The following is a 22,706-nucleotide window of genomic DNA, read 5'->3' on the forward strand; positions in this document are numbered from 1 at the left end:
GCTCCGTCAACGGTTTTCGGGCTTGGGCTGGGCCTCGGTCACCGGCTGCACCTTGTTGTTCACCACCACTTCGGCGTCATTGCGCAGCTTCAGCAGGCCACTGGTGGCCACGCGTTCGCCGGGCTTCAGCCCTTCGGTGACGGCGATCAGGTCGCCGCGGGTGGTCCCGGTCTTCACGAAGCGCTGGCGTACCACCAGCTTCTTGCCGGTCAGCGGCTTGCCCTGCATGTCCTTTTCGCCTTCGGCGCGCTGGACTTCCTGGATCACGTACACCGCGTTGCCGTAGGGGTTGAAGCTGATCGCGGTCTGCGGCACCACCACCACCTTGCGGCTGTCGCCGGTATCGAAGCCCACGTGCGCGAATGCGCCGGGTCGCAGGTTGTATTCCGGATTGGCCAGCGTCGCCTGCACCTTGAAGTTGCGAGTGGCCGGGTCGACCTGCGGTTCCACCGCCGTGACTTCGCCTTCGAACACCTGGCCGGGCAGGGCGTCGACGGTGGCACGGATCTTCGCCCCCGGCAGCATCTGGCCCACGCGCTGCTCGGGCAGGGTGAAGTCGAGATAGATGGGGTCCAGTGCCTGCAGGCTGACGATGGCATCGCCCGGCGTCAGGTACTGGCCCAGGTTGACCCTGCGGATGCCGAGCACGCCGTCGAACGGGGCGCGAATGGTCTTCTGCGCGATCAGGGCGCGCTGGGCCTCCACCTGTGCGAGCGATGTGGCGGCCACGGTGGCGCGCTCTTCGGCCTCGGCCTGCGAGACCAGCTTGTCGCGCGCGAGGGCCTGCCAGCGGTCGCGCTGCACCGCCGCCAGCTTGGCGGAGGCTTCGAGCGACTTCAGCACGGCCAGTTCGTTGGCGGTGTTGAGCTGGGCCAGCACGGTGCCGGCCTTGACCGGCTTGCCGACGTCGATGGACAGGCTGCGCACCACGCCCCCTGCTTCGGTGGTCACGTCGGTGCCGTTGATGGCCACGAACGTACCGACCGCCTGCTGGGCGTCGACCCATTCCTCCTGCTTGGCGGTCCAGTCGGTCACCGCCGCGGCCGGCTGCGGCATGTTGTCGAAGAAATCGTTCATGCCCTTGCCCATGATCGCCTTGACGGCGAACACGCCGCCGAAGATCACCACGACGGCGATCAGCATCAGGATCATGCGGCGGGTGGTGGAGGGCGTTTTCCTTGCGTGCGGATCTTTCCGTGTCATGGAGGGGTCTTCGTCAAGTCGGGGAAGTCGTCAGGTCGACGAACGAGCGATGGCGCGATCGACATGATCAGGCGCGCGATTATCACGGATCGAGACCGGCGCACATAGTGCAGGAGGGCATGGCGCGTGGCCCCGCAGGCCCGGGATGGAGCGGCATCGCGGACAGCAGGGCGAGCTCCGTGCCCGCGTTGGGGTGGCCCGCAAAAGGAAAGCCCCGGCATGGCCGGGGCTTTCTGCACCTCTACCCGTCTCAGCGTGAGGCGGGGTTTTCCTGCTCCAGCAGGTACTCCTTCGAGGGCTCGTCCATCTTGTCGCCCAGCATGCGCCGCACCGCGATGAAGAACACCGGGATCAGCAGCAGGCCCAGGAACGTGGCGAAGAACATGCCGCCGATGACACCGGTGCCGATCGCATGGCGCGCGTTGGCGCCGGCGCCGGTCGAGATCGCCATCGGTACCACGCCCATGATGAAGGCGAACGAGGTCATCAGGATCGGCCGGAAGCGCAGGTGCGAGGCCGAGATCACCGCTTCGCGCAGCGTCTTGCCCTGCTTGCGCTCCATCACCGCGAACTCGACGATCAGGATCGCGTTCTTCGCCGCCAGCCCGATGATGGTGATCAGGCCGATCTTGAAGAACAGATCGTTGGACAGGCCGCGCAGCAGCGTGAACGCGAGCGCGCCCAGGGCGCCCAGCGGGACCACCAGCAGCACCGCCACCGGGATGGACCAGCTCTCATACAGCGCCGCCAGGCAGAGGAATACCACCACCAGCGACAGCACCATCAGCAGGGTGGCGCTGTTGCCGGCCAGGATTTCCTGGTAGGACATGCCGCTCCAGTCGTAACCGAAGCCCTGCGGCAGCTGGTCGGTGACGATGTTCTCCATGGTGGTCATCGCCTGCCCGGACGAGCCGCCCGGCGCCGCGGAACCGTTGATGTTCACCGCCGAATACCCGTTGTAGCGCGACAACGAGGGAGGCACGGAAGCCCACTGCGACTGCACCACGTTGGACAGCGGGATCATCGCGCGACCGCCGCTGGCGTCGGTCTGCTGGCTGCTCGGGGTGTAGATGCGCGACAGCGAATCGGCGCCGGTGCGGTAGGCGGCGTCGGCGCGCATGTTCACGCGCTTGATGCGGCCTTCGTAGAAGAAATCGTTGACGTACACCGGCGCCAGCATCAGCTGGATGCCGTTGTAGATGTCGCTGACCGACAGGCCCATCGCCTGCGCCTGCACGCGGTCCACGTGCAGCTGCAGCTGCGGCGCGTTCTCCAGCGTGTTGGGACGCACCGCCATCAGGCTCGGGTCCTGTGCCGCCGCACCCAGCAACTGGTTGCGGGCCGCCATCAGCGCTTCCTCGCCCAGGCCCGCTCGGTCCTGCAGCCACATGTCGAAGCCACCGAACTGGCCCAGGCCCTGAATGGTCGGCAGGTTCACCACGAAGATCTGCGCACCCTTGATCCCGTACAGGCGCTGGTTGGCCTGCTGGATGAACTCCGGCACGGTCACGTCGCGGTCGTCCCAGGCCTTGAGCCGGATGAAGGCCATGCCGACGTTCTCGCCGCGGCCAACGAAACTGAAGCCCGCGATCTCCATCACGCCTTCGAACCCGTCCATCTGCTGCAGCGTGCCACGCACCTGGTTGAACACCTGCTTGGTGTTCTGCAGGGTGTTGCCCGGCGGCAACTGCACGATGGCCAGGGCGTAGCCCTGGTCTTCCTCGGGCACGAAGCTGCTCGGCAGGCGCGTGAACAGGAAGCCACACAGTACGGTCAGCAGGGCGAACACCACCATCCAGCGGGGCGCATGCTTGATGGCCGAGCCGATGTGGCCCACGTAGGTCTTCTCGACCTTGCCGTAGTACTTCTCGAAGACGCGGAAGACGATGTTCTTCTTCTCGTGGCTGTCGTGTTCGTGCTGCTTCAGGAAGGTGGCGCAGAGCGCCGGTGTGAAGCCCAGCGCCAGGAAGGCCGAGAAGGCCATCGAGATGGCGATGGTCAGGGCGAACTGCTTGTAGATCTCGCCCGAGGCGCCACCCTGCAGCGCGGACGGGATGAACACCGCCGCCAGCACCACGGTGATCGCGATCACCGCGCCGGTGATCTGGTCCATGGCCTTGATCGTGGCTTCCCGTGGCGGCAGTTTTTCCTCCGCCATGATGCGTTCGACGTTCTCGATCACCACGATGGCATCGTCCACCACGATACCGATGGCGAGCACCATCGCGAACATCGTCAGCTGGTTGATCGTGAAGCCGATCAGGCTCAGGCCCCAGAACGTGCCGAGCAGCGCGACCGGAATGACCAGGGTGGGGATGATGGTGGCGCGGAAGTTCTGCAGGAACACCAGCATCACCAGGAACACCAGGATGACGGCTTCGATCAGCGTCTTGACCACTTCCTCGATGGAAATCTTCACGAAGGTGGTGGTGTCGTACGGCGAGAACCAGCTGACGCCCGACGGGAAGCTGGGCTGGAGCTCATCCAGCTTGGCGCGCACGGCCTCGGCCACGTTCAGCGCGTTCGCGCCAGGCAGCAGCTGCACCGCGAAGGCACCGACCGGCTTGCCGTTGTACTGCGTGTCGAAGCCATAGCCCTGTGCGCCGAACTCCACGCGCGCGACGTCCTTCAGGCGCACGGTGGAGCCGTCGCTGTTGGCGCGCAGGATGATCTGCTCGAACTGCTCCGGCGAGTTGAAGCGGCCCTCCGCCGATACCGTGGCGGTGAACGCCTGGCCCTCGGGAGCGGGGTCCGCACCGATGGAGCCTGCAGCGAACTGCACGTTCTGTCCGCGAACCGCTGCAAGCACTTCGGTGGCCGACAGGTTGTAGCCCTGCAGCTTGCCCGGATCCAGCCACACATTCATGGCGTACTCGGAACCGAAATGCTGGGTGCTGCCCACGCCGGGTACGCGCGAGATCTGGTCCAGCACGCGCGAGGCGATGATGTCGTTCAGGCGGTTGCGGTCGATGCTGGGATTGTCGGACTGCAGGCCCACCACCATCAGGAAGCCGGCGTTGGCCTTGGCCACCACCACGCCCTGGGCCGTGACTTCGCTGGGCAGTCGCGGCGTGGCCAGCGACACCTTGTTCTGCACCTGCACCTGGGCGATGTCCGCGTCGGTGCCGGTCTCGAAGGTCAGCGTGATCGAGGCCTGGCCGGAGGAACTGGAACTCGAACTGAAATACAGCAGGTTGTCGATGCCGGTCAGCTGCTGCTCGATCACCTGGGTGACCGACCGCTCGGTGGTCTGGGCACTGGCGCCGGGATAGGTCGCGCTGACCGTTACCTGCGGCGGCGCGATGGAAGGATAGGATTCGACGCCGAGGTTGAGGATCGCGATCACGCCGGCGAGCGAGATCAGGATCGACACGACCCAGGCGAAGATCGGGTGGTTGATGAAGAACTTGGGCATGGGGGAGGGTCCTTCTTACTCGGCCTTGCCTTGCGCCGGGGCGGCCTTGGCCTGCGCAGCCTTGGCGGCAGCGGCCTGCTCGGCGGTGATGCCCTTGGCGGGCGCGCCTTCCTTGACCTTCTGCAATCCCTCGACGATCACCTGGTCGCCGGCGGCCAGGCCGTCGGTGATGAGCCAGTCATTGCCGACGGCCTGCTGCGTGGTCACGTTCTTGCGCACGACGTTGCCATCCTTGCCGACGATCATCGCGTAAGCGCTGACGGTGTCGCGCTGGATCGCGCTCTGCGGGATCAGGAAGGCGCCCTTCTGTTCGCCCAGCGTGGCACGCAGCGTGACGAAGGTGCCCGGCAGCAGGGTGCGGTCCGGGTTGGGGACGGTGGCGCGCAGGGAGACGCTGCCGGTGGCGGGATCGACGACGGTGTCGGAGAAGTCCAGCGTACCGGTCTGGTCGATGGCCTGCCCGTTCGGCAGGAGGACCTGCACCGTGCGCTGGCCCTCGGCGGCCAGTTGCACCTGGCCTGCGCCCTGCGCTTGGCGCAATGTCTGCAACTCGCTCGAGCTCATCGAGAAGTTCGCATACAGCGGATCGATCTGGTCGATGGTGGTCAGCAGCGTGGCATCGCCCTGGCCGACCAGGGCGCCCTCGGTGACCTGCTGCTTGCCCGCGCGGCCGGAGATTGGCGCGGTGACGCTGGCGTAGCCCAGGTTGATGCGCGCGGTCTGCACGTTGGCACGGGCCTGCTGCACGGCAGCGGCGGAGCTGCGTTCGGCGGCTTCCGCGTTGTCCAGGTCGGACCTGGAGACGAACTTCTGCGGCGCCAGCTGGCGCGCACGATCAGCGGCCGCCTTCGAATTCGCATAGGTGGCCTGCGCTGACGCGAGATTGGCCTGCGCGGCGCTCAACGAGGCCTGCAGCGGGGCGGGATCGATCAGGAAAAGGGTCTGGCCTTCCTTCACGTCGCTGCCTTCCTGGTACACGCGCTTCTGCACCACGCCCGCCACGCGGGCGCGGACATCGGAGCTGCGGAACGGCGACAGGCGACCCACCAGCTCGCGCTCCAGCGGCACGTCCTTTGGCGTCGCGCTCATCACCACCACCTCGGGTGGGGGCATCTGCTGCTGTTCGGGCTTGCTGCACGCGGCCAGGGCCGCGAGCAGGGCGCTGGCCAGTACCAGGGAACGGATGGGGGCGGTCATGGGGAAGCTCCGTTTCTTTTTCTAGATGTCGGGGAAGGGGTAGGCAGGGATCGCAGGCGCCGGCCGGGCACGGCAGGCGCGGGACGTTCGTGGTCTGGCGTGGCGGGAGCGAAGGCGCGCAGGAAGGCATCGACCGCAAACCCGGCCCAACGGCCGCGCGCTTTCGCGCTGGCGCGATGCGGTACGCCGAAATGCTGCCTGTCGAAATCGAGTCCCGTCATCATGCTGAGCAGCAGCTCCGCGGCGTAGTGCGGGTCGTCATGCCTCAGCCTGCCCTGGTCCATCGCGTGCTGCAGCCAGGCGGCAAGGCGCTCCACGAGAGTATCGCAGGCGTCACGGTAGAGCGCCTGCGCTTCCTGGGGAAATTGGTGCGCTTCTGCCATCAGCAGCCGGCGCGTGGCGACCACCGAGGGATCGCACAGGCGCCGCAGGTGTTCTTCGGCGAAGGCCAGCAGCGCCTGGCGCGGGTCTTCGACCGCGGGCGACAGGCGGGCCGTGGCGGGTTCCTGGTGTTCGGCGATCACGCTGCGCAGCAGTTCCTGCTTGCTGCCGAAGTGCGCGTACAGCGTCTGCTTCGAACAGCCCGCGCGTGCGGCCACGGCGTCCATGCTGATACGGAAGCCCTGCTCGGCCATGAGCTCGCGCACAGCGTCGTGGACACGGCTGCGACGCTGATCGAGCGCGGGAGTGGTGGCGGGTTGCATGCGGGCTAGACTATACCGTCCAGTTTAGAATTGCGACAGCCTTGTATTTGCGGCATTTCCGTGCACAAAGAGGCCGCTAGCCCGGTAAAGACCGCGTGACGATCCGGCGCTCCGTCCATGCGGCGGCGCACGGTGCGTCTTGCGAGGGGCACTGCTCGCACGCGGCGGAGGTCACGGAGCGTGTGCAGCTAATCAATCATCCGCGCGATTGCAAGCCTTGCTTATGACGCCTCGCAGCAAGTTTTGTCATGGCGCCGGGGGATACAATGACCATTCGACTACCAATTGTTGAGCCACTCTCTGCATGAACGCTGTGCGCAGCCCGAAAAAAGCCTCCAAAAAGACGCCCAAACCGGAAGCCATCAAGGCCACCAGATCGGTGACCCCGAAGGCGACGCCCACCAAGAAGGTGGCCGCCCGACCGGTGAAGGCGGCGAAGGCCGCGGTGGAGAAGGGCAAGGCGGCGGCCGACGCGTTCTCGCTGTCGCCGATCCTCGCGGCGATCCGCAAGCGGGTGTCGGGGGCCTCCGCGCAGGCCGAGGCACAGACATTCGCCGAAGCGTTCTACAAGCGCATGGAAGAAGACGAGTATCCGCACCACACGGCGGACGGATGGGCTGCGATCGCCGCCGACACCTTGGCGTTCGCGCGCACCCGCAAGCCCGGCACCGCCAATGTGCGGATCTTCAATGCCATGCTGAAATCGCATGGCTGGGAATCGCCGCATACCGTGCTGCAGATCGTCAACGACGACATGCCGTTCCTGGTGGACTCCGTCAGCATGGCGTTGGCCGAGATGGGAGTTGGCGTACACGTGCTGGGCCATCCGCTGGTGCGCTTCACGCGCGACAAAGCGGGCAAGGTGCAGGCCGTGGGCGAGGGCAAGCCCGAATCGCTGATGCTGCTGGAGATCGATCGCCTGCCGCCCGATGAGATGGCGGCCATCGAGAAGCGCATCCGTGCCGTGCTGGAGGAAGTCCGGGCGATCGTCCGCGACTGGAGCGCCATGCGCGAGAAGATGCTGTCGCTCGCCGACGACATGGCCACCCGCCGCATGCCGGTGGATGACGACGGGCGTCGCGAAGCGCAGGAGTTCATGCGCTGGGCCGCCGCCGACCATTTCACCTTCTTCGGCTATCGCGAATACCGGGTCGAGAAGGGCACCGGCATCCTGGCGGCCGTCGAGGACAGCGGCCTGGGCCTGCTGCGCGAAGGCGATACCACGCCGCCGCGCAACATCAAGACGCTGGCTGCGCACTACCTGCCGCAGGGCGGTTCGGTGGATGCGCTGATCCTCACCAAGACCAATCGCCGTTCCACCGTGCATCGCCCGGGCAACATGGATTACATCGGCGTGCTCGAGTTCGATGCGAAGGGAAACCCCATCGCCGAACAGCGCTTCATCGGCCTGTACACGTCCAGCGCCTACAACCGCCGTCCGTGGGAAATCCCGCTGGTGCGCGAGCGCCACGAATACGTGATGCAGAAGTCCGGCCTGTCGCCCAGCGGCCACAGCGGCAAGGCGCTGCGCCACATTCTGGAGACGCTGCCACGCGAGGAACTGTTCCAGTCCAGCGACGAAGAGCTCTACCGCACGGCGATGGGCATCCTGGGCCTGCAGGAGCGCGTGCGCAGCAAGCTGTTCCTGCGTCGCGACCGTTATGGCCGCTTCTATTCGGCCTTGGTCTACATCCCCCGCGAGCGTTTCAATACGGATGTGCGCCTGCGCATCGAGTCGCTGCTGAAGGACGCCATGCGGGGCGAGTACGTCGACAGCAGCGTGCTGCTCGGCGAGTCGCCGCTGGCGCAGCTGCACATCACCATTCGCCCGAAGGCGGGCGAGCAGGTCGAAGTCGACACCTCCGCGCTGGAAGGCGACATCGCCCACCTGCTGCGCAACTGGCAGGACGACCTGCGCGAAACCCTGATCACGCGCCACGGCGAGTCGAAGGGCCTGTTGCTGGCGGGCGGCTATGGCCGTGCGCTGCCGGCGGGCTACATCGAAGTGGTGTCGCCGGAAGGTGCCGCGCGCGACGTGGAGCATCTCGCTGCACTCACCGGTCCGGACGACCTGCGCCTGAGCCTGCACGAGTCGCGACGCAAGCGCCCCGGACAGGGTCGCCTGCGCCTGAACCTGTATCGCCAGGAAACCGACATCCCGTTGTCCGATGCGCTGCCGCTGATGGAGAACATGGGACTGCGCGTGATCTCCGAGCATCCGTTCCGTCTGGAGACGGGACAGGGCGCGCGTTACATCCAGGAATTCGAGGTGGAACCGCTCAGCGGCGAGTTCGACATCGCGCGCCTGGCCTCCACCTTCGAGGAGGCCTTCGCCCGCGTGTGGCGCGGCGATGCGGAGAACGACGGCTTCAACAGGCTGGTGCTGGGCGCCGGCCTGGCCTGGCGCCAGGTCGCCCTCCTGCGCGGCTACTGCAAGTACCTGTTGCAGACCGGTGTGCCGTTCTCGCAGAGCTACGTCGAGGAAACCCTCAACCGCTATCCGCTGCTTGCGCGACTGCTGGTGGAACTGTTCGAGGCACGCTTCGATCCCGCCACCGGCAGCGAGAGCAAGGCGCAGATCAAGGAGGGCCAGGACCGTTTCGCTGCCGAGCTCAAGGCGTTGGCCGGCAATGACGACGCCGCGCAGAAGATCCTGACCATGCTGGTCGACGCGCGCGGTGGCAAGCGCGACCTGCAGGTCGAGACGGCGCACCGGGCGCTGATCAAGCTGATGGACCGCGTGTCCAGCCTGGACGAGGACCGGATCCTGCGCGGTTTCATGGGCGCTATCGAAGCCACGCTGCGCACCAGCTTCTACCAGCGCGGCAAGGACGGGCAGCCGGCACACACCATCAGCTTCAAGTTCGACTCCGCCAAGGTGCCGGACCTGCCCAAGCCGCGTCCCTATCGCGAGATCTTCGTGTACGGCCCGCGCGTGGAAGGCGTGCACCTGCGCTTCGGCCCGGTGGCGCGTGGCGGCCTGCGCTGGTCGGACCGCCGCGAGGACTTCCGCACCGAGGTGTTGGGCCTGGTGAAGGCGCAGATGGTCAAGAACACCGTCATCGTGCCGGTCGGCGCGAAGGGCGGCTTCTTCGTCAAGCGTCCGCCCGCCGGCGGCGACCGTGACGCCGTGCTGGCCGAAGGCATCGCTTGCTACAAACTCTTCATCCAGGGCCTGCTGGACATCACCGACAACATCGTCGGCAACAGGATCGTGCCGCCGGTGGACGTGGTGCGCCACGACCAGGACGACCCGTACCTGGTGGTCGCCGCCGACAAGGGCACGGCCACGTTCTCTGACATCGCCAACGGCTTGGCCATCGCGCACGGTTTCTGGATGGGCGATGCGTTCGCGTCCGGTGGCTCGGTGGGCTACGACCACAAGGGCATGGGCATCACCGCGCGCGGCGCGTGGGAGTCGGTCAAGCGCCATTTCCGCGCGATGAACCGCGACAGCCAGACCGAAGACTTCACCTGCGTCGGCATCGGCGACATGTCCGGCGACGTGTTCGGCAACGGCATGCTGCTGTCGGAACACATCCGCCTGCTGGCCGCATTCGATCACCGCCACATCTTCCTGGACCCGAACCCAGATGCGGCGAAGTCGTTCAAGGAACGCGACCGCATGTTCAAGGTGCCGCGCTCCAGTTGGGCCGACTACGATGCCAAGCTGATTTCCAAGGGCGGCGGCATCCATCCGCGCAGCGCGAAGTCGATCGACATCACGCCCGAGGTGCGCGCCGCACTCGGCATCGCCGATGGCGTGAAGTCGATGACACCCAATGAGCTGATGAGCGCCATTCTGAAGTCGCCGGTGGACCTGCTGTGGAACGGCGGCATCGGCACCTACGTCAAGGCCGCCAGCGAGACGCATGCCGACGTGGGCGACCGTGCGAACAACGGGTTGCGTGTCGATGGTCGCGACCTGCGCTGCAAGGTGGTGGGCGAGGGCGGCAACCTGGGCCTGACCCAGCTGGGCCGCATCGAGGCCGCGCAGCATGGTGTGCTGCTCAACACCGACTTCATCGACAACTCGGCCGGCGTGGACACTTCGGACCACGAGGTGAACATCAAGATCCTGCTCAACGGCGTGGTGCAGGCCAAGAAGCTGGGCATGGACGCGCGCAACAAGCTGCTGGCCGACATGACCGACGAGGTGGCCGACCTGGTGCTGTGGGACAACTACCGCCAGAACCAGGCGATCAGCCTGATGGAGCGGATGAGCGTCTCGCGCCTGGGCTCCAAACAGCACTTCATCCAGACACTGGAATCGCAGGGCCTGCTGGACCGGCAGATCGAATTCCTGCCATCCGACGCCGAACTGGCCGAGCGCAAGGCGCGTGGCCAGGGCCTGACGCGTCCGGAACTGTCGGTGCTGTTGTCGTACTCCAAGCTGGTGGCGTTCCAGCAGTTGCTGGAATCCGACATTCCCGAGGATCCTTACCTATCGAAGGAGCTGCAGCGCTACTTCCCGCAGCCGCTGCAGAAGAAGTACGCCTCGGAGATGGAGAAGCACCGCCTGAAGCGCGAGATCATCGCCACGGCGGTCACCAACACCACCATCAACCGGATGGGGGCCACCTTCCTGCTGCGCATGCAGGAAGACACGGGCCGCTCGCCGGCGGAAGTCGCCAAGGCCTTCACCATCACCCGCGAGACGCTGGACGCACGGGCGCTGTGGAACCAGATCGACGCGCTGGACGGCAAGGTGCCGGAATCGGTGCAGATCGACGCCCTGCAGGTCATCTGGCAGGTGCAGCGCAACTTCACCCGCTGGCTGCTGACCCGCCAGGGTCCGATCCCGGCCATCGCCACCGCGGTGGAGCGTTATCACGACGGCTTCAACGAGATCCGTGCGGCCGACGGCGTGCTACCGGACTCGCTGCGCCCGGCGTACAACGCCAGCCTGCAGGAATGGAAGGACAAGGGTCTGCCGCCTGCGCTGGCCGGCCAGATCGCGGCGCTGCCGTACCTGGAGCCCTCCTGCGACATTATCGAACTGGCCCGGGCGCGCAAGCTCAAGCCGGTCGAGGTGTCGAAGGCGCACTACCGCCTGGGCGAGGCGCTGCACCTGCCGTGGCTGCAGGACCAGATCGAAGCGTTGAAGGTCGATGGTCGCTGGCATGCCGTCGCGCGCGGTGTGCTGCGTGATGAACTGGCGGCGCACCAGCGGACGCTAACCAACCAGCTGCTGTCGCTGCCGGGCGGCAACGCCGACGCCAAGGTCAAGGCCTGGCTGGGCCGCGACGACGCCGGGCTGCGCTTCACGCTGAACATGCTCAACGAGCTGGCCGCGCAGAAGACGCTCGACTACCCCACCGCATCGGTGGCGGTGCAGCGGCTGGGGCAGCTGGCGTCCCAGGGCTGATTGCACGTCATGTGAGTGGAACGAGGCGGCCTTCGGGCCGCCTTTTTTGTGGCCGCCTTCCATCGCAGCCACCCGGTGGGCCAACGCCGCGCGTTGTCAAAAAACGCTCCCGGCGTTTTTTTCTGTACGCTGTACAGGCCACGATGGAGCCACGGATGTCCACACCCCGCATCGCCTTCCTCGCCAGTCCCACGCCTGAGGCACAGGAGGCACTGGCGACGCTGCAACGTGAGCACGGCGCGCATGCGCCGGACCAGGCGGACGTGCTGTGTGCGCTGGGCGGCGATGGGTTCATGCTGCAGACGCTGCATCGGCACGGCGCGCTCGGCAAGCCGGTGTTCGGCATGAAGCTGGGCACCGTGGGTTTCCTGATGAACCACTATCGCTCGGACGGCCTGTTCGACCGGATTGCCGCGGCGGAACCGGCCAAGTTGCGACCGCTGGAAATGCAGGCACTGACCGAGTCCGGCACATCCACCTCATCGCTGGCCTACAACGAAGTGTCGCTGCTGCGCCAGACACGGCAGGCGGCGCACATCCAGATCGACCTCAACGGCGAAACCCGCCTGGACGAGCTGATCTGCGATGGCGTGCTGACCGCGACGCCGGCGGGCAGCACCGCCTACAACTTCTCCGCGCACGGGCCGATCCTGCCGCTGGGTTCGCACACCATTGCGCTGACGCCGATCGCGCCGTTCCGTCCGCGCCGCTGGCGTGGCGCCATCCTCAAGGCCGATACCGAGATCCGGTTCCGCGTGCTCGACCCGTACAAGCGCCCGGTCAGTGCCACTGCCGATTCGCACGAGGTGCGGGACGTGGTGGAGGTGACCATCCGCGAGTCGCGTGACCGCACGGTCACCCTGCTGTTCGACCGCGAACACAATCTCGAGGAACGCATCCTCAGCGAGCAGTTCATGACCTGAAGATTGTCCCGGCGGACATCGTGGTTTCGCCGCATTGCGGCTTGCCGGGTCATCCCACGCATGGTATCCAGCGCCCCATAGCGATTCGGTTCGCATCCGCCCGGGGAGGGGTCACGATGCAGTTGAAGTGCGCGTTGGCGCTGTGCGCCATGCTTGCCGCGACCGACGTGGCGGCCTGCAATCTGTCCACTGGCACCACCGCGTTCGCGGCCGGCGGTGCGTCGTCGGCGCTGGTCGAAGACGGCACCCTGAAGCCGCCCTTGCTGGACGTGGTCAGCCTGACGCGCGGCGTGGACGGACACGCCTCGTGCGATGCCAGTGGCCTGCTGACGCTGGGCGTGGAGTGGCCTCGCGGCACGGATTACAAGCTGCGTGAACTGGGGTTCGAGTTCCGCGTGCTCGGTGAGGACGCCCTTGCGATCTTTCCCCGCGAGCCGGTGGCGGGGCGCGTTGAGGGCCGTCGCAGCGAGTTCGTGTTCCTCTGGCGCGATGGACCGCCTTCGGAACAGTCGCCGATCGACCTGTTGGTCGAAGTGCGCGCCATCACGCCCGATAATCGCAGGGGGCCGCCGGCACGGGTGCGTATCGCCGCTGCACCCGGGGGATAGGGGCACGGCGTCTCGCGTCATGCGCCACAGATCGCCGATACTGTGCGCATGGCCGACAACACCCCCCGTTTGCTGACCGTCGCGGTCACGTCGCGCGCCCTGTTCGATCTGGAGGAAAGCCACGCGCTGTACGAGCGCGAGGGCGTACAGGCCTATTCCGACTACCAGCGCACGCACGAAGACGATGTGCTGGCGCCGGGCATCGCCTATCCCGTCGTGCGCAAGCTGCTGGCACTCAACGTAGGGGCGCCTCCGGAAGCGCCGCGCGTCGAAGTGATCCTGCTCTCGCGCAACTCGGCCGATACCGGCCTGCGCATCTTCAACTCCATCCAGCACTACGGCCTGGGGATCGTGCGTGCCACGTTCACGGCCGGCGAGCCTACCTGGCCCTACGTCAAGCCGTTCGGCACCGACCTGTTCCTGTCGGCCAACCCGGAATCGGTGCGGCGCTCGCTGGAGCACGGCATCGCGGCGGCGACCATCCTGCCGGCAGGCGCACCGCAGCAGCGCCACGAACACCAACTGCGCATCGCGTTCGATGGCGACGCGGTCATCTTCGGCGACGAGAGCGAGCGCATTTCCCGTGAACAGGGCGTGGAGGCGTTCGGCCGGCACGAGCAACAGCGTGCACGCGAGCCCTTGTCCGGTGGCCCGTTCCGCAACTTCCTGTCGGCACTGCACCAGCTGCAGCAGGTATTCCCGCCCGATGAGCGTTCGCCTATCCGCACCGCCCTGGTCACCGCGCGTTCCGCGCCGGCGCACGAGCGGGTGATCCGCACGCTGCGCGAGTGGGGCGTGCGCCTGGACGAGGCGCTCTTCCTCGGCGGCCGCCACAAGGGGCCGTTCCTGGAAGCCTTCGGTGCCGACATCTTCTTCGACGATTCGCAACACAACATCGACAGCGCACGCCACCATGTGGCCGCGGGTCATGTTCCGCACGGGGTGGCGAACCCGTAGGGCGGGCCTTGGCCCGCCTTACAGCGGCAGGCGGATGTCGGTCAGCCGCCAGCGCAGGCCCTGACGCGTGAAGACGAACACCACCGGGTCGCCCTCATCGTCGTGCACGGTGGCAGTGAAACGGGACAACGACTCGTAGCGGTGGCTGGCCTGCCTGAGCGGATCTGCCGGCGTCGGCGGGGCGTAGGTGTCGCCGCCCACGGTGTCGCCGACGGCGCGCTTCCATGTGGCGCGGCCTTCCAGGATCGCGGCGATACCCATCGGTGTGACCATCGTATCCACCCCGCGCCCCAGCATGCTGTTGGCGATCGAAAGCGCCGCGGCACCGAACAGGTTGCCGCTGAGCTCCGGTCCGGCGCGCCGTGCGAGCGAGTCCTCCACCTGCGCGCGCAGGTTCACGCGCAACGAAGCGAAATCGACATGCTTCTGCAGCTTGCCGGTGTCCTGCTCCGCCAGCGCCGTACGGATGCCGTGGATGGCCAGGTAGGGCCCGGCGGCCACATAGCCCGCCAACCCCAGCAGGAGGGCGACCACCACCCCGATCACGAGCCACTTCTTCATCGGCAAACCTCCGGGTCAGAACTCCAGGTCCAGCGCAGCGCACAGGTAGTCGATGAACGGGCCAAGCGCCTTGAGATCGGCCGCCACGGTCTGGCGCAGCTTCGGACCGGTCATGGTGGCGTCGTCCAGCGAGCGCCAGAACACGAAATTGCGGTGCTTCAGGTCTTCGATGAACTCGAAGTCGGCGGGAAACCCGCGCGGAGGGCGTACCAGTTTCTCGCTCTCTTCGAACTCGAAGCGCCGCCGGAAAGGCGCATCGTGCGCCGCCTTCTTCCAACTGCCCGGGTTGTCCAGGATGAACTGCCGCACCCGCCGCTGCGTGTCCGGCTCGGGATGCCAGAGTCCGGCACCGACGAAACATTCGCCAGGCTGCAAGTGAAGGTAGAACGAGGGTGCGGGCACCTGCTTGTGGCGCTCGTGGAACAGGCGTGCACCCTGCCAGGACTTGTACGGGGATTTGTCGTTGGAAAAGCGTGCGTCACGATAGATGCGGAACAGCGACCCGCCTACCGTCTTCGGTTCGGAGCGGAAGTGCAGGCTCACTGCCGCCAGGTCGGGCTGCAGGTCCGTCAGGAGCCGGAGGAATGGCTGCCGGACGTGATCCTCGTACTGCGCCTTGTGGTCGTTGAACCAGGTCTTGTCGTTGTGGCGGGCCAGCCCGCGCAGGAACTTGAAGCTGGCATCGGAGAAGTAGGTGGCCATGGCCGCCATTCTAGACAAGCCGGCGTCATCAGGCCGACAAGGCTGCCCTCGATGTCGCCCGGCGTACTAGAGGCCGGCCTGCAGGTCCTGGCGCCACTGCTGGATCCTGTCCAGCAGCGCGAGCCGGTCCGCATCGGCGGCATGCGTCATCCGCAGTTCCGCAAGTTCGGCATCGAAGCTGGCGAAGCTGTATTCGGACATCCCGCTGTCGGTCGCGAGGCGCTGCCGGCGATAGTCGTCCCAACGCTGGCGCTCGGCGGGAGAGAGCGAGCCGGGCCAGTTGCGCGCGCGATAGCGGAACAGCAATTCGGGCATGCGGACATCGCGGAAGCCGAAATCGCGTTGGCCCAGCAGCGCAGGCGGCGTCGTCCGTACCTCGGTGAACCGGCGTTTGTCCGCGTCCGCCAGGAAAGCATCGTAAAGCGAAGCATCCACGTCGCCGGGAGTGAACTGCCGCTCGCCGGCAAACACCTGCCGCACCTTCTCCGCAAGCTCCGGGCCGGCCTCGCGCAGGACTTCCGCATGGCGCTCGCAGCGCGCGGGATCGATGCCGAGCCGGTCCATGTCGGTGGGGCGCAGATGCGACCAGGCGACCAGCGCCGGTGCACGGTTCAGATGGACTTCCTTCAGCGGGATCCGCTGCTCGCCTTCCGGCAGATCGGCGGCCGGGGTATAGAGACGGTCGGCGATCTCGTCGGGCGCCAAGGCCAGCAGTGCGGCCGGATCGCTTTCCAGGTCGAACACCACCACGCGATTGTCGATGCGCGGATGCCGCGCCAACGGCAGCACCGGCGCCGCACAGAGGCGGCTAGCGGGATAGCGCTGCGAGACATGCAGTACCGGTTGCATGGCCGTGACATCCAGCAGGCGCGCGGCAAAGCGCTTGTCGCGCAGTTGCAGTGCGTAGTCCCACAGGCGGGGTTGGGCCTGCCGCATCAGCCGGGCCAGGCCGATGGTGGCGTACACATCCGACAGAGCCTCGTGCGCATCGCCTTCGCGGACACGGTTGGCCAGCGCCAGGTGTTCCAGCTTGAAGGACGTTGCACCGTCGTCCCGCTTCGGCCACACGATGCCGTCCGGCCGCAGCGCATGCATCAGCCGCATCACGTCCAGCAGGTCCCAGCGCGAGTTTCCGCCACGCCACTCGCGCTCGTAAGGCTCATGGAAATTGCGGAACAGGCCGTGACGCACGAACTCGTCATCGAAGCGCAGGCTGTTGTAGCCCAGCGTGCAGGTTTCGGGCCGGCCCATCTCGTCGGCAATGCGGGCGAAGGCTTCGGCTTCGTTGACGCCGTCGCGCAGCGCCTGTTGCGGCGTGATGCCGGTGATCAGCGTGGCGATGGGCGAGGGCAGCAGGTCATCCGCTGGCTGTACGAAGAAGCTGACCGGCTCCTCCATCAGTTCCAGCGCGGGCGTGGTACGCACGGCCGCGACCTGCGCGATCCGGCTGCGGCGCGGATCCGCGCCGAAGGTCTCGAGGTCGTAGAACAGGAAGCTGGCGCTCACCCTGCCATTTCCTCCAGCACCGGCAAGCGCGCGAGCACATCGGCATCGACCGCTGCCCAGTCGATTCCGTCGAGGGCGCCGCGCCCGGCGGTATGCCGTACCAGCAGGTCGCGCTGCACGTGGCTGCGATGCTGCGCCACCGAGTACGGGATGCGCATGAAACTGACCATCGTGTAGTGCGGCACGAAGCGGTGCGGATGGCGCTCCTGCAGCGCGCGCTCCAGTTCCCGCTGCAGCAGGAAGCCGCTGTCGTCCACTTTGTCGCGCATCTCCACGTAGTTCTCCAGCGCCATTTCCTGGATCGCCAATGCATTGGGCTTGCGCTCGGCTTCGAAGGCAGCGAAAGCCTCCGCGAGGTCTTGCGTGGATTGCAGGTGGTGGGCGAGGGCGACGCAATCCTCGAACGCGCAGTTCATGCCCTGGCCGTGGAACGGCACCATCGCGTGGGCGGCGTCGCCCAGCAGCACGGCCTGGCCCTGCAGGTGCCAGCGTTCGAGATACAGTGTGGCGAGCAGGCCGGTGGGGTTGGCGTCCCAGTCCTGTTCCAGTCGCGGGATCAGCGGCACCGCATCGGTGAAATCACGCAGGAACAGCGCCTTCGCATCCGCGCCGCTGCGCACGCTGTCGAAACCCGGATCGCCTTCGTTGGGCAGGAACAGCGTCACCGTGAACGTGCGTTCGTCGTTGGGCAACGCGATGCACATGTAGTGGCCGCGCGGCCAGATGTGCAGGGCGTTCGGTTCCATGATGAAGCTGCCGTCGGCGGCAGGGGGAATCTCGAGCTCCTTGTATGAGTGGTCGAGGAACTCGGTGCGTTCACCGAGATCCTCCCGCCGTTGCATGGCGCCACGCAAGGACGAGCCGGCACCGTCGGCGCCGATCAGGGCGGTGAACTCGACAGGGTGGACGCCGCCGTCCTGCTCGTCGACGAAGCGGGCGATGCGCGCTTCGAAATCCACGGATTCCAACCGGCGGTTGAACCGGATGACGGCGCCTGCGCGTTCGGCCAGGTCCAGCAGCGTGATGTTCAGGTCGCCGCGATGGATCGACCAGATGACCTCGGAGTCGTCGCGCCCGTAGCGCTGCAACTGCAGCCGTCCGTCGAGGGCATGCACCATGCGCCCGCGCATCATCACCGCCTGCCGCATCACCGCATCGTCCGCATCCGCCATCCGCAGCGCATGGCGGCCACGTTCGGTCAGTGCCAGGTTGATCGAGCGTCCACCGGCATAGCCCTGCACACGCGGGTCGCCGCGCTTCTCGAACACCTCCACGCGCCAGCCGGCGCGCGCCATCAGGGTCGCCAGCAGCGCGCCGGCGAGGCCGGCGCCGATGATGGTGATGTGTCGCTTGCCGTCAGTGACCAAACTCGTTTCTCCGGATCAGAACCCCCGCCACGTCTCGACTTCCTCGACGAAGCGGTGGACATCCATGTAGCGGTTGTACAGCGGGGCGGGCGAGATGCGGATCACGTCCGGTTCGCGCCAGTCGCCGACGGTGCCGACGGACAGCAGGTATTCGAACAGTTCGCGGCCCCGCTCGCGGCCACCGATCACCCGCAATGACAGCTGCGCACCGCGCTGTGCGGTGTCGGCTGGCGTGATGATCTGCAGTGCGTCGGACAGCCGTGCCTGGATCAGCGCTTCCAGCAGCCCGGTGATCTTCAGCGACTTGGTCCGGATAGCGTCCATGCCGCCGGCCTTCTCGAACAGTTCCAGCGATGCACGCAGCGGCGCGAGCCCAAGGATCGGCGGATTGCTGAGCTGCCAGCCCTCGGCACCGGGCGTGGGCACGAAGGCCGGCCCCATGCGGAAACGTGTCTCCTTCTCGTGGCCCCACCAGCCCGCAAACCTTGGCCTGTCCGTCCGGGCATGGCGCGCATGCACGAAGCAGCCCGCCACCGCGCCGGGACCGGAGTTGAGGTACTTGTAGTGGCACCACACGGCGAAATCGACACCGCTGTCGTGGAGTTGCAACGGCAGGTTGCCGACCGCGTGCGCCAGGTCGACGCCGACGACGGCGCCCTGCGCATGGCCAAGCCGCGCGATCTCGGCAAGGTCGAACGCCTGCCCGGTGCGGTACTGGACACCGGGCCACAGCACCAGCGCCAGGCGTGGGCCGTGCTCGACGATGGCGCGTTCGATGGCCGCCATCGACAGCGTGCCATCGGGCAGGTCCGGTTCCACTTCGATCAGGTCGGTGGCGGGATCGAAGCCGTGGAAGCGTACCTGCGACTCCATCGCATGCCGGTCGGAAGGGAATGCGCCGGCCTCCATCAGGATAGCGGGACGCTCCGCCGTCGGACGGTAGAAGCTGACCATCATCAGGTGAAGATTGGCGGTCAGCGTGTTCATCGCCACCACTTCCGCCGGCTCCGCACCGACCAGGCGCGCCAGCGGCTCGCGCACGAGTTCGTGGTACGTCATCCACTGCGCGTTGCCCGTGAAGTGGCCTTCGACGGCCTCGTTGGCCCACTTGTCCAGCACCTCGTTGATGTAGGTGCGCGCTGCCTTCGGTTGCAGGCCGAGCGAGTTGCCGCAGAAGTAGACCTGGTCGTTGTGCTTGTGGCGCGGGATCAGGAATTCGTTGCGCAGCGGACGCAAGGGGTCGGCGGCATCGAGGGCGATGATGTGGGTGCGGGACAGCGGGTCGGTCATGGAATGTGGTTCGGAGATGATCTTTGGGTTGTAGGAGCGACGTGAGTCGCGACCGTGGAGTGTCGGTGGAGATGACGTCGAATGGGCTGGTCTCCCCCGAAGATACTGAAGGTCCTTGCAAGATCGTGCCGTGCGGTCGCGACTGACGTCGCTCCTACAGGGAGTATCCTCACAGGAACCTCGAGGCGGGCAAGCCCAGCCATTCCAGCGCGGTGCCGTGATACAGGCGCGCCTGCCGGGTCTCGTCCAGGCCCAGGGCGGCGATGCCGGCGCCGGGCTCCTGTTCGCCCAGCGGGAACGGGTAGTCGGTGCCCAGCATCACGCGCTCGTGGCCGACCGTGTCTAGCAGGTAATGCAGCGCGCGTGGATCGGCGACCCAGGAATCGAAATAGACCCGGTCAAGGTATTCGCGCGGATTGCGATGGTTGTCGGTGGCCACCAGGTCGGGCCGCATGTTGAAGCCATGCTCGATGCGGCCGATGGTGTAAGGAAAGCTGCCGCCGCCGTGGGCGAAACAGACCTTCAACCCGGGCAACCGTTCGAGCACGCCACCGAAGATCAGGCAACAGGCGGCGCGCGATTGCTCGGCCGGCATGCCGACCAGCCAGGGCAGCCAGTACTTGGGCATCGATGCGGCGCCCATCATGTCCCAGGGGTGCACGAGGATCGCTGCGCCCAGTTCGCTGGCCGCCAGGAAGAATTCGAACAGTTCCGGCGCGTCGAGGTTCCAGTCGTTGACATGGCTCCCGATCTGCACGCCCTGCAGGCCCAACTGGTCCATGCAGCGCTCCAGTTCCTGCACCGCCAATCGCGGCGACTGCATCGGCACCGTGCCGATGCCCGCATAGTGGCGCGGATAGTCGCGGCAGGCGGCAGCGGTGTGGTCGTTGAGCGCCTGGTGCAGCTCCAGCGCATGGTGCGCCTTGGCCCAGTAGCTGAACATCACCGGCACTGTGCTGATGACCTGCACCTGCACACCGAATTTGGCGTAGTCGGCGATGCGTTCTTCCGGGTCCCACGTCTTGGGCCAGATCTCGCGGAAGAACTTGCCGTCCTTGTAGATGCGATGGCGGCCGTCGTCGCCGTGGTGGATCACGGGAAAGCGCAGGTCACCGTACTTGGCCGCCAGGTCGGGCCAGTCGCGGGGCAGGAAGTGCGCGTGGGTGTCGATCTTCAGCATCGTCGGATTGTAGGGGCTGCCCGAGCGGGATTCGCGCTGCAGTGCCGAACGGGACCCATCCCCCGGGGCGCGCGCATCCTCACCTCAGGTGATGTCGGCTTGCGAATCGGCCTGCATCTCATAGCGGCTCGGGCGGGGGTTCAGATGGCCGCAGGCCTTGCAGGTGCGAAGGTCGTCGCTGCGGTAGAAGGCCTCGAACACCCTGAAGAAATCCTGCTCGATGTCGTTCAGGTGGAAGTACTCCTCGTACACCTTCGCGTTGCAGTGTTCGCAGAACCACAGCAGGCCGTCGTCTTCGTGCGGCAGGCGTTTGCGTTCGATCACCAGGCCGACCGAGCCCGGCATGCGTTGCGGCGAATGCGGCACACGCGGCGGCAGCAGGAAGATCTCGCCCGCCCGGATCGGAATGTCGCGCGGCGCGCCATTCTCCTGGATACGCAGCACCATTTCGCCTTCCAACTGGTAGAACCACTCCGGACCCTCGTCGTAATGGTAATCGGTGCGCGCGTTCGGGCCGCCGACCACCATGACGATGAAGTCGCCGTCGTAGATGACCTTGTTGCCGACCGGCGGCTTCAGCAGGTGGCGGTGCTCGTCGATCCATGCCTGGAAGTTGAGCGGATTGGGCAGCATGTCAGCGGGCCTCGGACAGGTGCGCGATGCATTTCAGTTCGATGGCGATCGGGGTCGGCAGCGAGGTGATGCCCAGCGTGGTGCGGCAGGGCGCCGCCGCCGGGTCGGGGAAATACTCCGCCCACACCCGGTTGTACGCCTTGAAGTCGTGGGCCATGTCGGTGAGGTACACCGTCACGTCCACCAGGTCTTCCCAGCGTGCACCGCTGGCCTTCAGCACTGCGCGGACGTTGGCGAACACGGCACGGCACTGTGCGTCGATGTCATAGCTGATGAGGCGTCCCTCGGCGTCGTGCACGTTGCCGACGATGGCATTGCTGGCCGGATCGCGCGGGCCGATGCCGGACAGGAACAGCAGGTCGCCCACGCGGCGCGCGTGGGGATACTGGCCGACGGGCTTCGGCGCGGCATCGGCATGGATGACATCACTCATCGCGCTTCCCCTTGCCCGGGACGCCGGCGAGCGCACGCTGGTACGCAGGCTGGAGTTCATCCTGTGCGGCCACGTCCATGCCGAGCTCGCGCACGCGGCCGTCGAACAGGCTGTAGACCCAGCCGTGGATCGCGAGCGGCTGGCCGCGTGCCCATGCATCCTGCACCACGGTGGTCTGGCACACGTTGAACACCTGCTCGATCACGTTGAGTTCGCACAGGCGGGCGTGGCGCAGGGATTCGGTATCGACCTGTTCCAGCAGATCGTTGTGCTTGAGTGCGACATCGGCGACATGGCGCAGCCAGTTGTCGGCCAGCCCCACGCGCAGGCCGGTCATGGCGGCGTGCACGCCGCCGCAGCCGTAGTGACCGACCAGCAGGATGTGTTCGACCTTCAGGATGTCGACGGCGAACTGGACGACCGACAGCGCATTGAGGTCGCCGTGCGACATCACGTTAGCGATGTTGCGGTGGACGAAGACCTCGCCGGGGTCGAGGCCCAGGATCTGGTTCGCCGGCACGCGCGAATCGGAGCAGCCGATCCACAAGTAACGCGGTGATTGCTGCTGCGACAACCGCTTGAAGAAGCCGGGATCCTCCTGCTTGATGCGGGCGGCCCAGTCGCGGTTGTTCTGCAGCAGTTTCTCGAGTTCGGACAGG

At 66.6% G+C, this 22,706-nt stretch carries 17 protein-coding genes; 4 read left to right on the forward strand and 13 right to left on the reverse strand.

Annotated features, from left to right (window positions below; translation table 11 throughout):
* Nucleotides 1–6 precede the first annotated feature (6 nt).
* From IB223_RS08145 to IB223_RS08160, 4 genes are all read right to left on the reverse strand, one after another.
* Entirely contained in the window at nucleotides 7–1,203 is a 1,197-nt protein-coding gene (locus IB223_RS08145) for an efflux RND transporter periplasmic adaptor subunit (RefSeq protein WP_192201082.1), read from the reverse strand.
* Between the two features lie 250 nt (nucleotides 1,204–1,453).
* Nucleotides 1,454–4,618, reverse strand: a complete 3,165-nt coding sequence (locus IB223_RS08150) for a multidrug efflux RND transporter permease subunit (protein WP_192201083.1) — start codon at nucleotides 4,616–4,618, stop codon at nucleotides 1,454–1,456.
* A gap of 15 nt (nucleotides 4,619–4,633) precedes the next feature.
* Entirely contained in the window at nucleotides 4,634–5,815 is a 1,182-nt protein-coding gene (locus IB223_RS08155; protein WP_192201084.1) for an efflux RND transporter periplasmic adaptor subunit, read from the reverse strand.
* Complete coding sequence (locus IB223_RS08160) at nucleotides 5,812–6,519, reverse strand: TetR/AcrR family transcriptional regulator (RefSeq protein ID WP_192201085.1); 708 nt, start codon at nucleotides 6,517–6,519, stop codon at nucleotides 5,812–5,814. The genes IB223_RS08155 and IB223_RS08160 overlap by 4 nt, the downstream gene beginning before the upstream one ends.
* 424 nt (nucleotides 6,520–6,943) lie before the next feature.
* Here IB223_RS08160 and IB223_RS08165 point away from each other — a divergent pair, with 424 nt between their 5' ends.
* The 4 genes from IB223_RS08165 to IB223_RS08180 all read left to right on the forward strand — a co-directional run bounded on the left by IB223_RS08165 (nucleotide 6,944) and on the right by IB223_RS08180 (nucleotide 14,375).
* Nucleotides 6,944–11,887, forward strand: coding sequence for an NAD-glutamate dehydrogenase domain-containing protein (locus tag IB223_RS08165; RefSeq protein ID WP_343227179.1), 4,944 nt, complete (start codon nucleotides 6,944–6,946; stop codon nucleotides 11,885–11,887).
* Nucleotides 11,888–12,042: 155 nt separating this feature from the next.
* Nucleotides 12,043–12,810, forward strand: coding sequence for an NAD kinase (locus IB223_RS08170; protein WP_192201087.1), 768 nt, complete (start codon nucleotides 12,043–12,045; stop codon nucleotides 12,808–12,810).
* A gap of 116 nt (nucleotides 12,811–12,926) precedes the next feature.
* Nucleotides 12,927–13,418 (forward strand): hypothetical protein, encoded by a 492-nt coding sequence (locus IB223_RS08175; RefSeq protein ID WP_192201088.1) that lies wholly within the window; start codon nucleotides 12,927–12,929, stop codon nucleotides 13,416–13,418.
* A gap of 48 nt (nucleotides 13,419–13,466) precedes the next feature.
* Complete coding sequence (locus IB223_RS08180) at nucleotides 13,467–14,375, forward strand: 5'-nucleotidase (protein ID WP_142125360.1); 909 nt, start codon at nucleotides 13,467–13,469, stop codon at nucleotides 14,373–14,375.
* 18 nt (nucleotides 14,376–14,393) lie between these two features.
* On the opposite strand, the gene IB223_RS08185 is transcribed toward IB223_RS08180, so the two are convergent.
* The 9 genes from IB223_RS08185 to can form a co-directional block, all read right to left on the reverse strand.
* On the reverse strand, nucleotides 14,394–14,936 hold the full coding sequence (locus IB223_RS08185) for a DUF2939 domain-containing protein (protein ID WP_192201089.1): 543 nt from the start codon (nucleotides 14,934–14,936) through the stop codon (nucleotides 14,394–14,396).
* A 15-nt stretch (nucleotides 14,937–14,951) separates the two neighbouring features.
* Nucleotides 14,952–15,638: a DUF2461 domain-containing protein gene (locus IB223_RS08190; protein ID WP_192201090.1), complete on the reverse strand. Its 687-nt coding sequence runs from the start codon at nucleotides 15,636–15,638 to the stop codon at nucleotides 14,952–14,954.
* 66 nt (nucleotides 15,639–15,704) lie between these two features.
* Nucleotides 15,705–17,144: an exodeoxyribonuclease I gene (sbcB, locus tag IB223_RS08195; RefSeq protein WP_192201091.1), complete on the reverse strand. Its 1,440-nt coding sequence runs from the start codon at nucleotides 17,142–17,144 to the stop codon at nucleotides 15,705–15,707.
* The gene (locus tag IB223_RS08200; protein WP_192201092.1) at nucleotides 17,141–18,511 is read right to left on the reverse strand and encodes an NAD(P)/FAD-dependent oxidoreductase; all 1,371 of its coding nucleotides are present in this window, start codon (nucleotides 18,509–18,511) and stop codon (nucleotides 17,141–17,143) included. Before IB223_RS08200 ends, sbcB begins: the two co-directional genes overlap by 4 nt.
* Before the next feature lie 15 nt (nucleotides 18,512–18,526).
* Nucleotides 18,527–19,801 carry a kynureninase gene (gene kynU / locus IB223_RS08205; RefSeq protein ID WP_192201093.1) on the reverse strand — a complete coding sequence of 425 codons (1,275 nt, stop codon included), beginning with the start codon at nucleotides 19,799–19,801 and terminating at the stop codon, nucleotides 18,527–18,529.
* A gap of 169 nt (nucleotides 19,802–19,970) precedes the next feature.
* Nucleotides 19,971–20,981: an amidohydrolase family protein gene (locus tag IB223_RS08210; RefSeq protein ID WP_192201094.1), complete on the reverse strand. Its 1,011-nt coding sequence runs from the start codon at nucleotides 20,979–20,981 to the stop codon at nucleotides 19,971–19,973.
* An 84-nt stretch (nucleotides 20,982–21,065) separates the two neighbouring features.
* Nucleotides 21,066–21,614, reverse strand: coding sequence for a 3-hydroxyanthranilate 3,4-dioxygenase (locus IB223_RS08215; protein WP_192201095.1), 549 nt, complete (start codon nucleotides 21,612–21,614; stop codon nucleotides 21,066–21,068).
* Nucleotide 21,615: 1 nt separating this feature from the next.
* A complete protein-coding gene (locus tag IB223_RS08220; protein ID WP_192201096.1) occupies nucleotides 21,616–22,047 on the reverse strand; it encodes a RidA family protein in 432 nt (143 codons plus the stop codon).
* On the reverse strand, nucleotides 22,040–22,705 hold the full coding sequence (gene can / locus IB223_RS08225) for a carbonate dehydratase (protein WP_192201297.1): 666 nt from the start codon (nucleotides 22,703–22,705) through the stop codon (nucleotides 22,040–22,042). Before can ends, IB223_RS08220 begins: the two co-directional genes overlap by 8 nt.
* Nucleotide 22,706: the final 1 nt, after the last annotated feature.

The sequence above is a fragment of the Pseudoxanthomonas sp. PXM03 genome, from assembly GCF_014852005.1.
In the GTDB taxonomy this organism is placed as follows: domain Bacteria; phylum Pseudomonadota; class Gammaproteobacteria; order Xanthomonadales; family Xanthomonadaceae; genus Pseudoxanthomonas_A.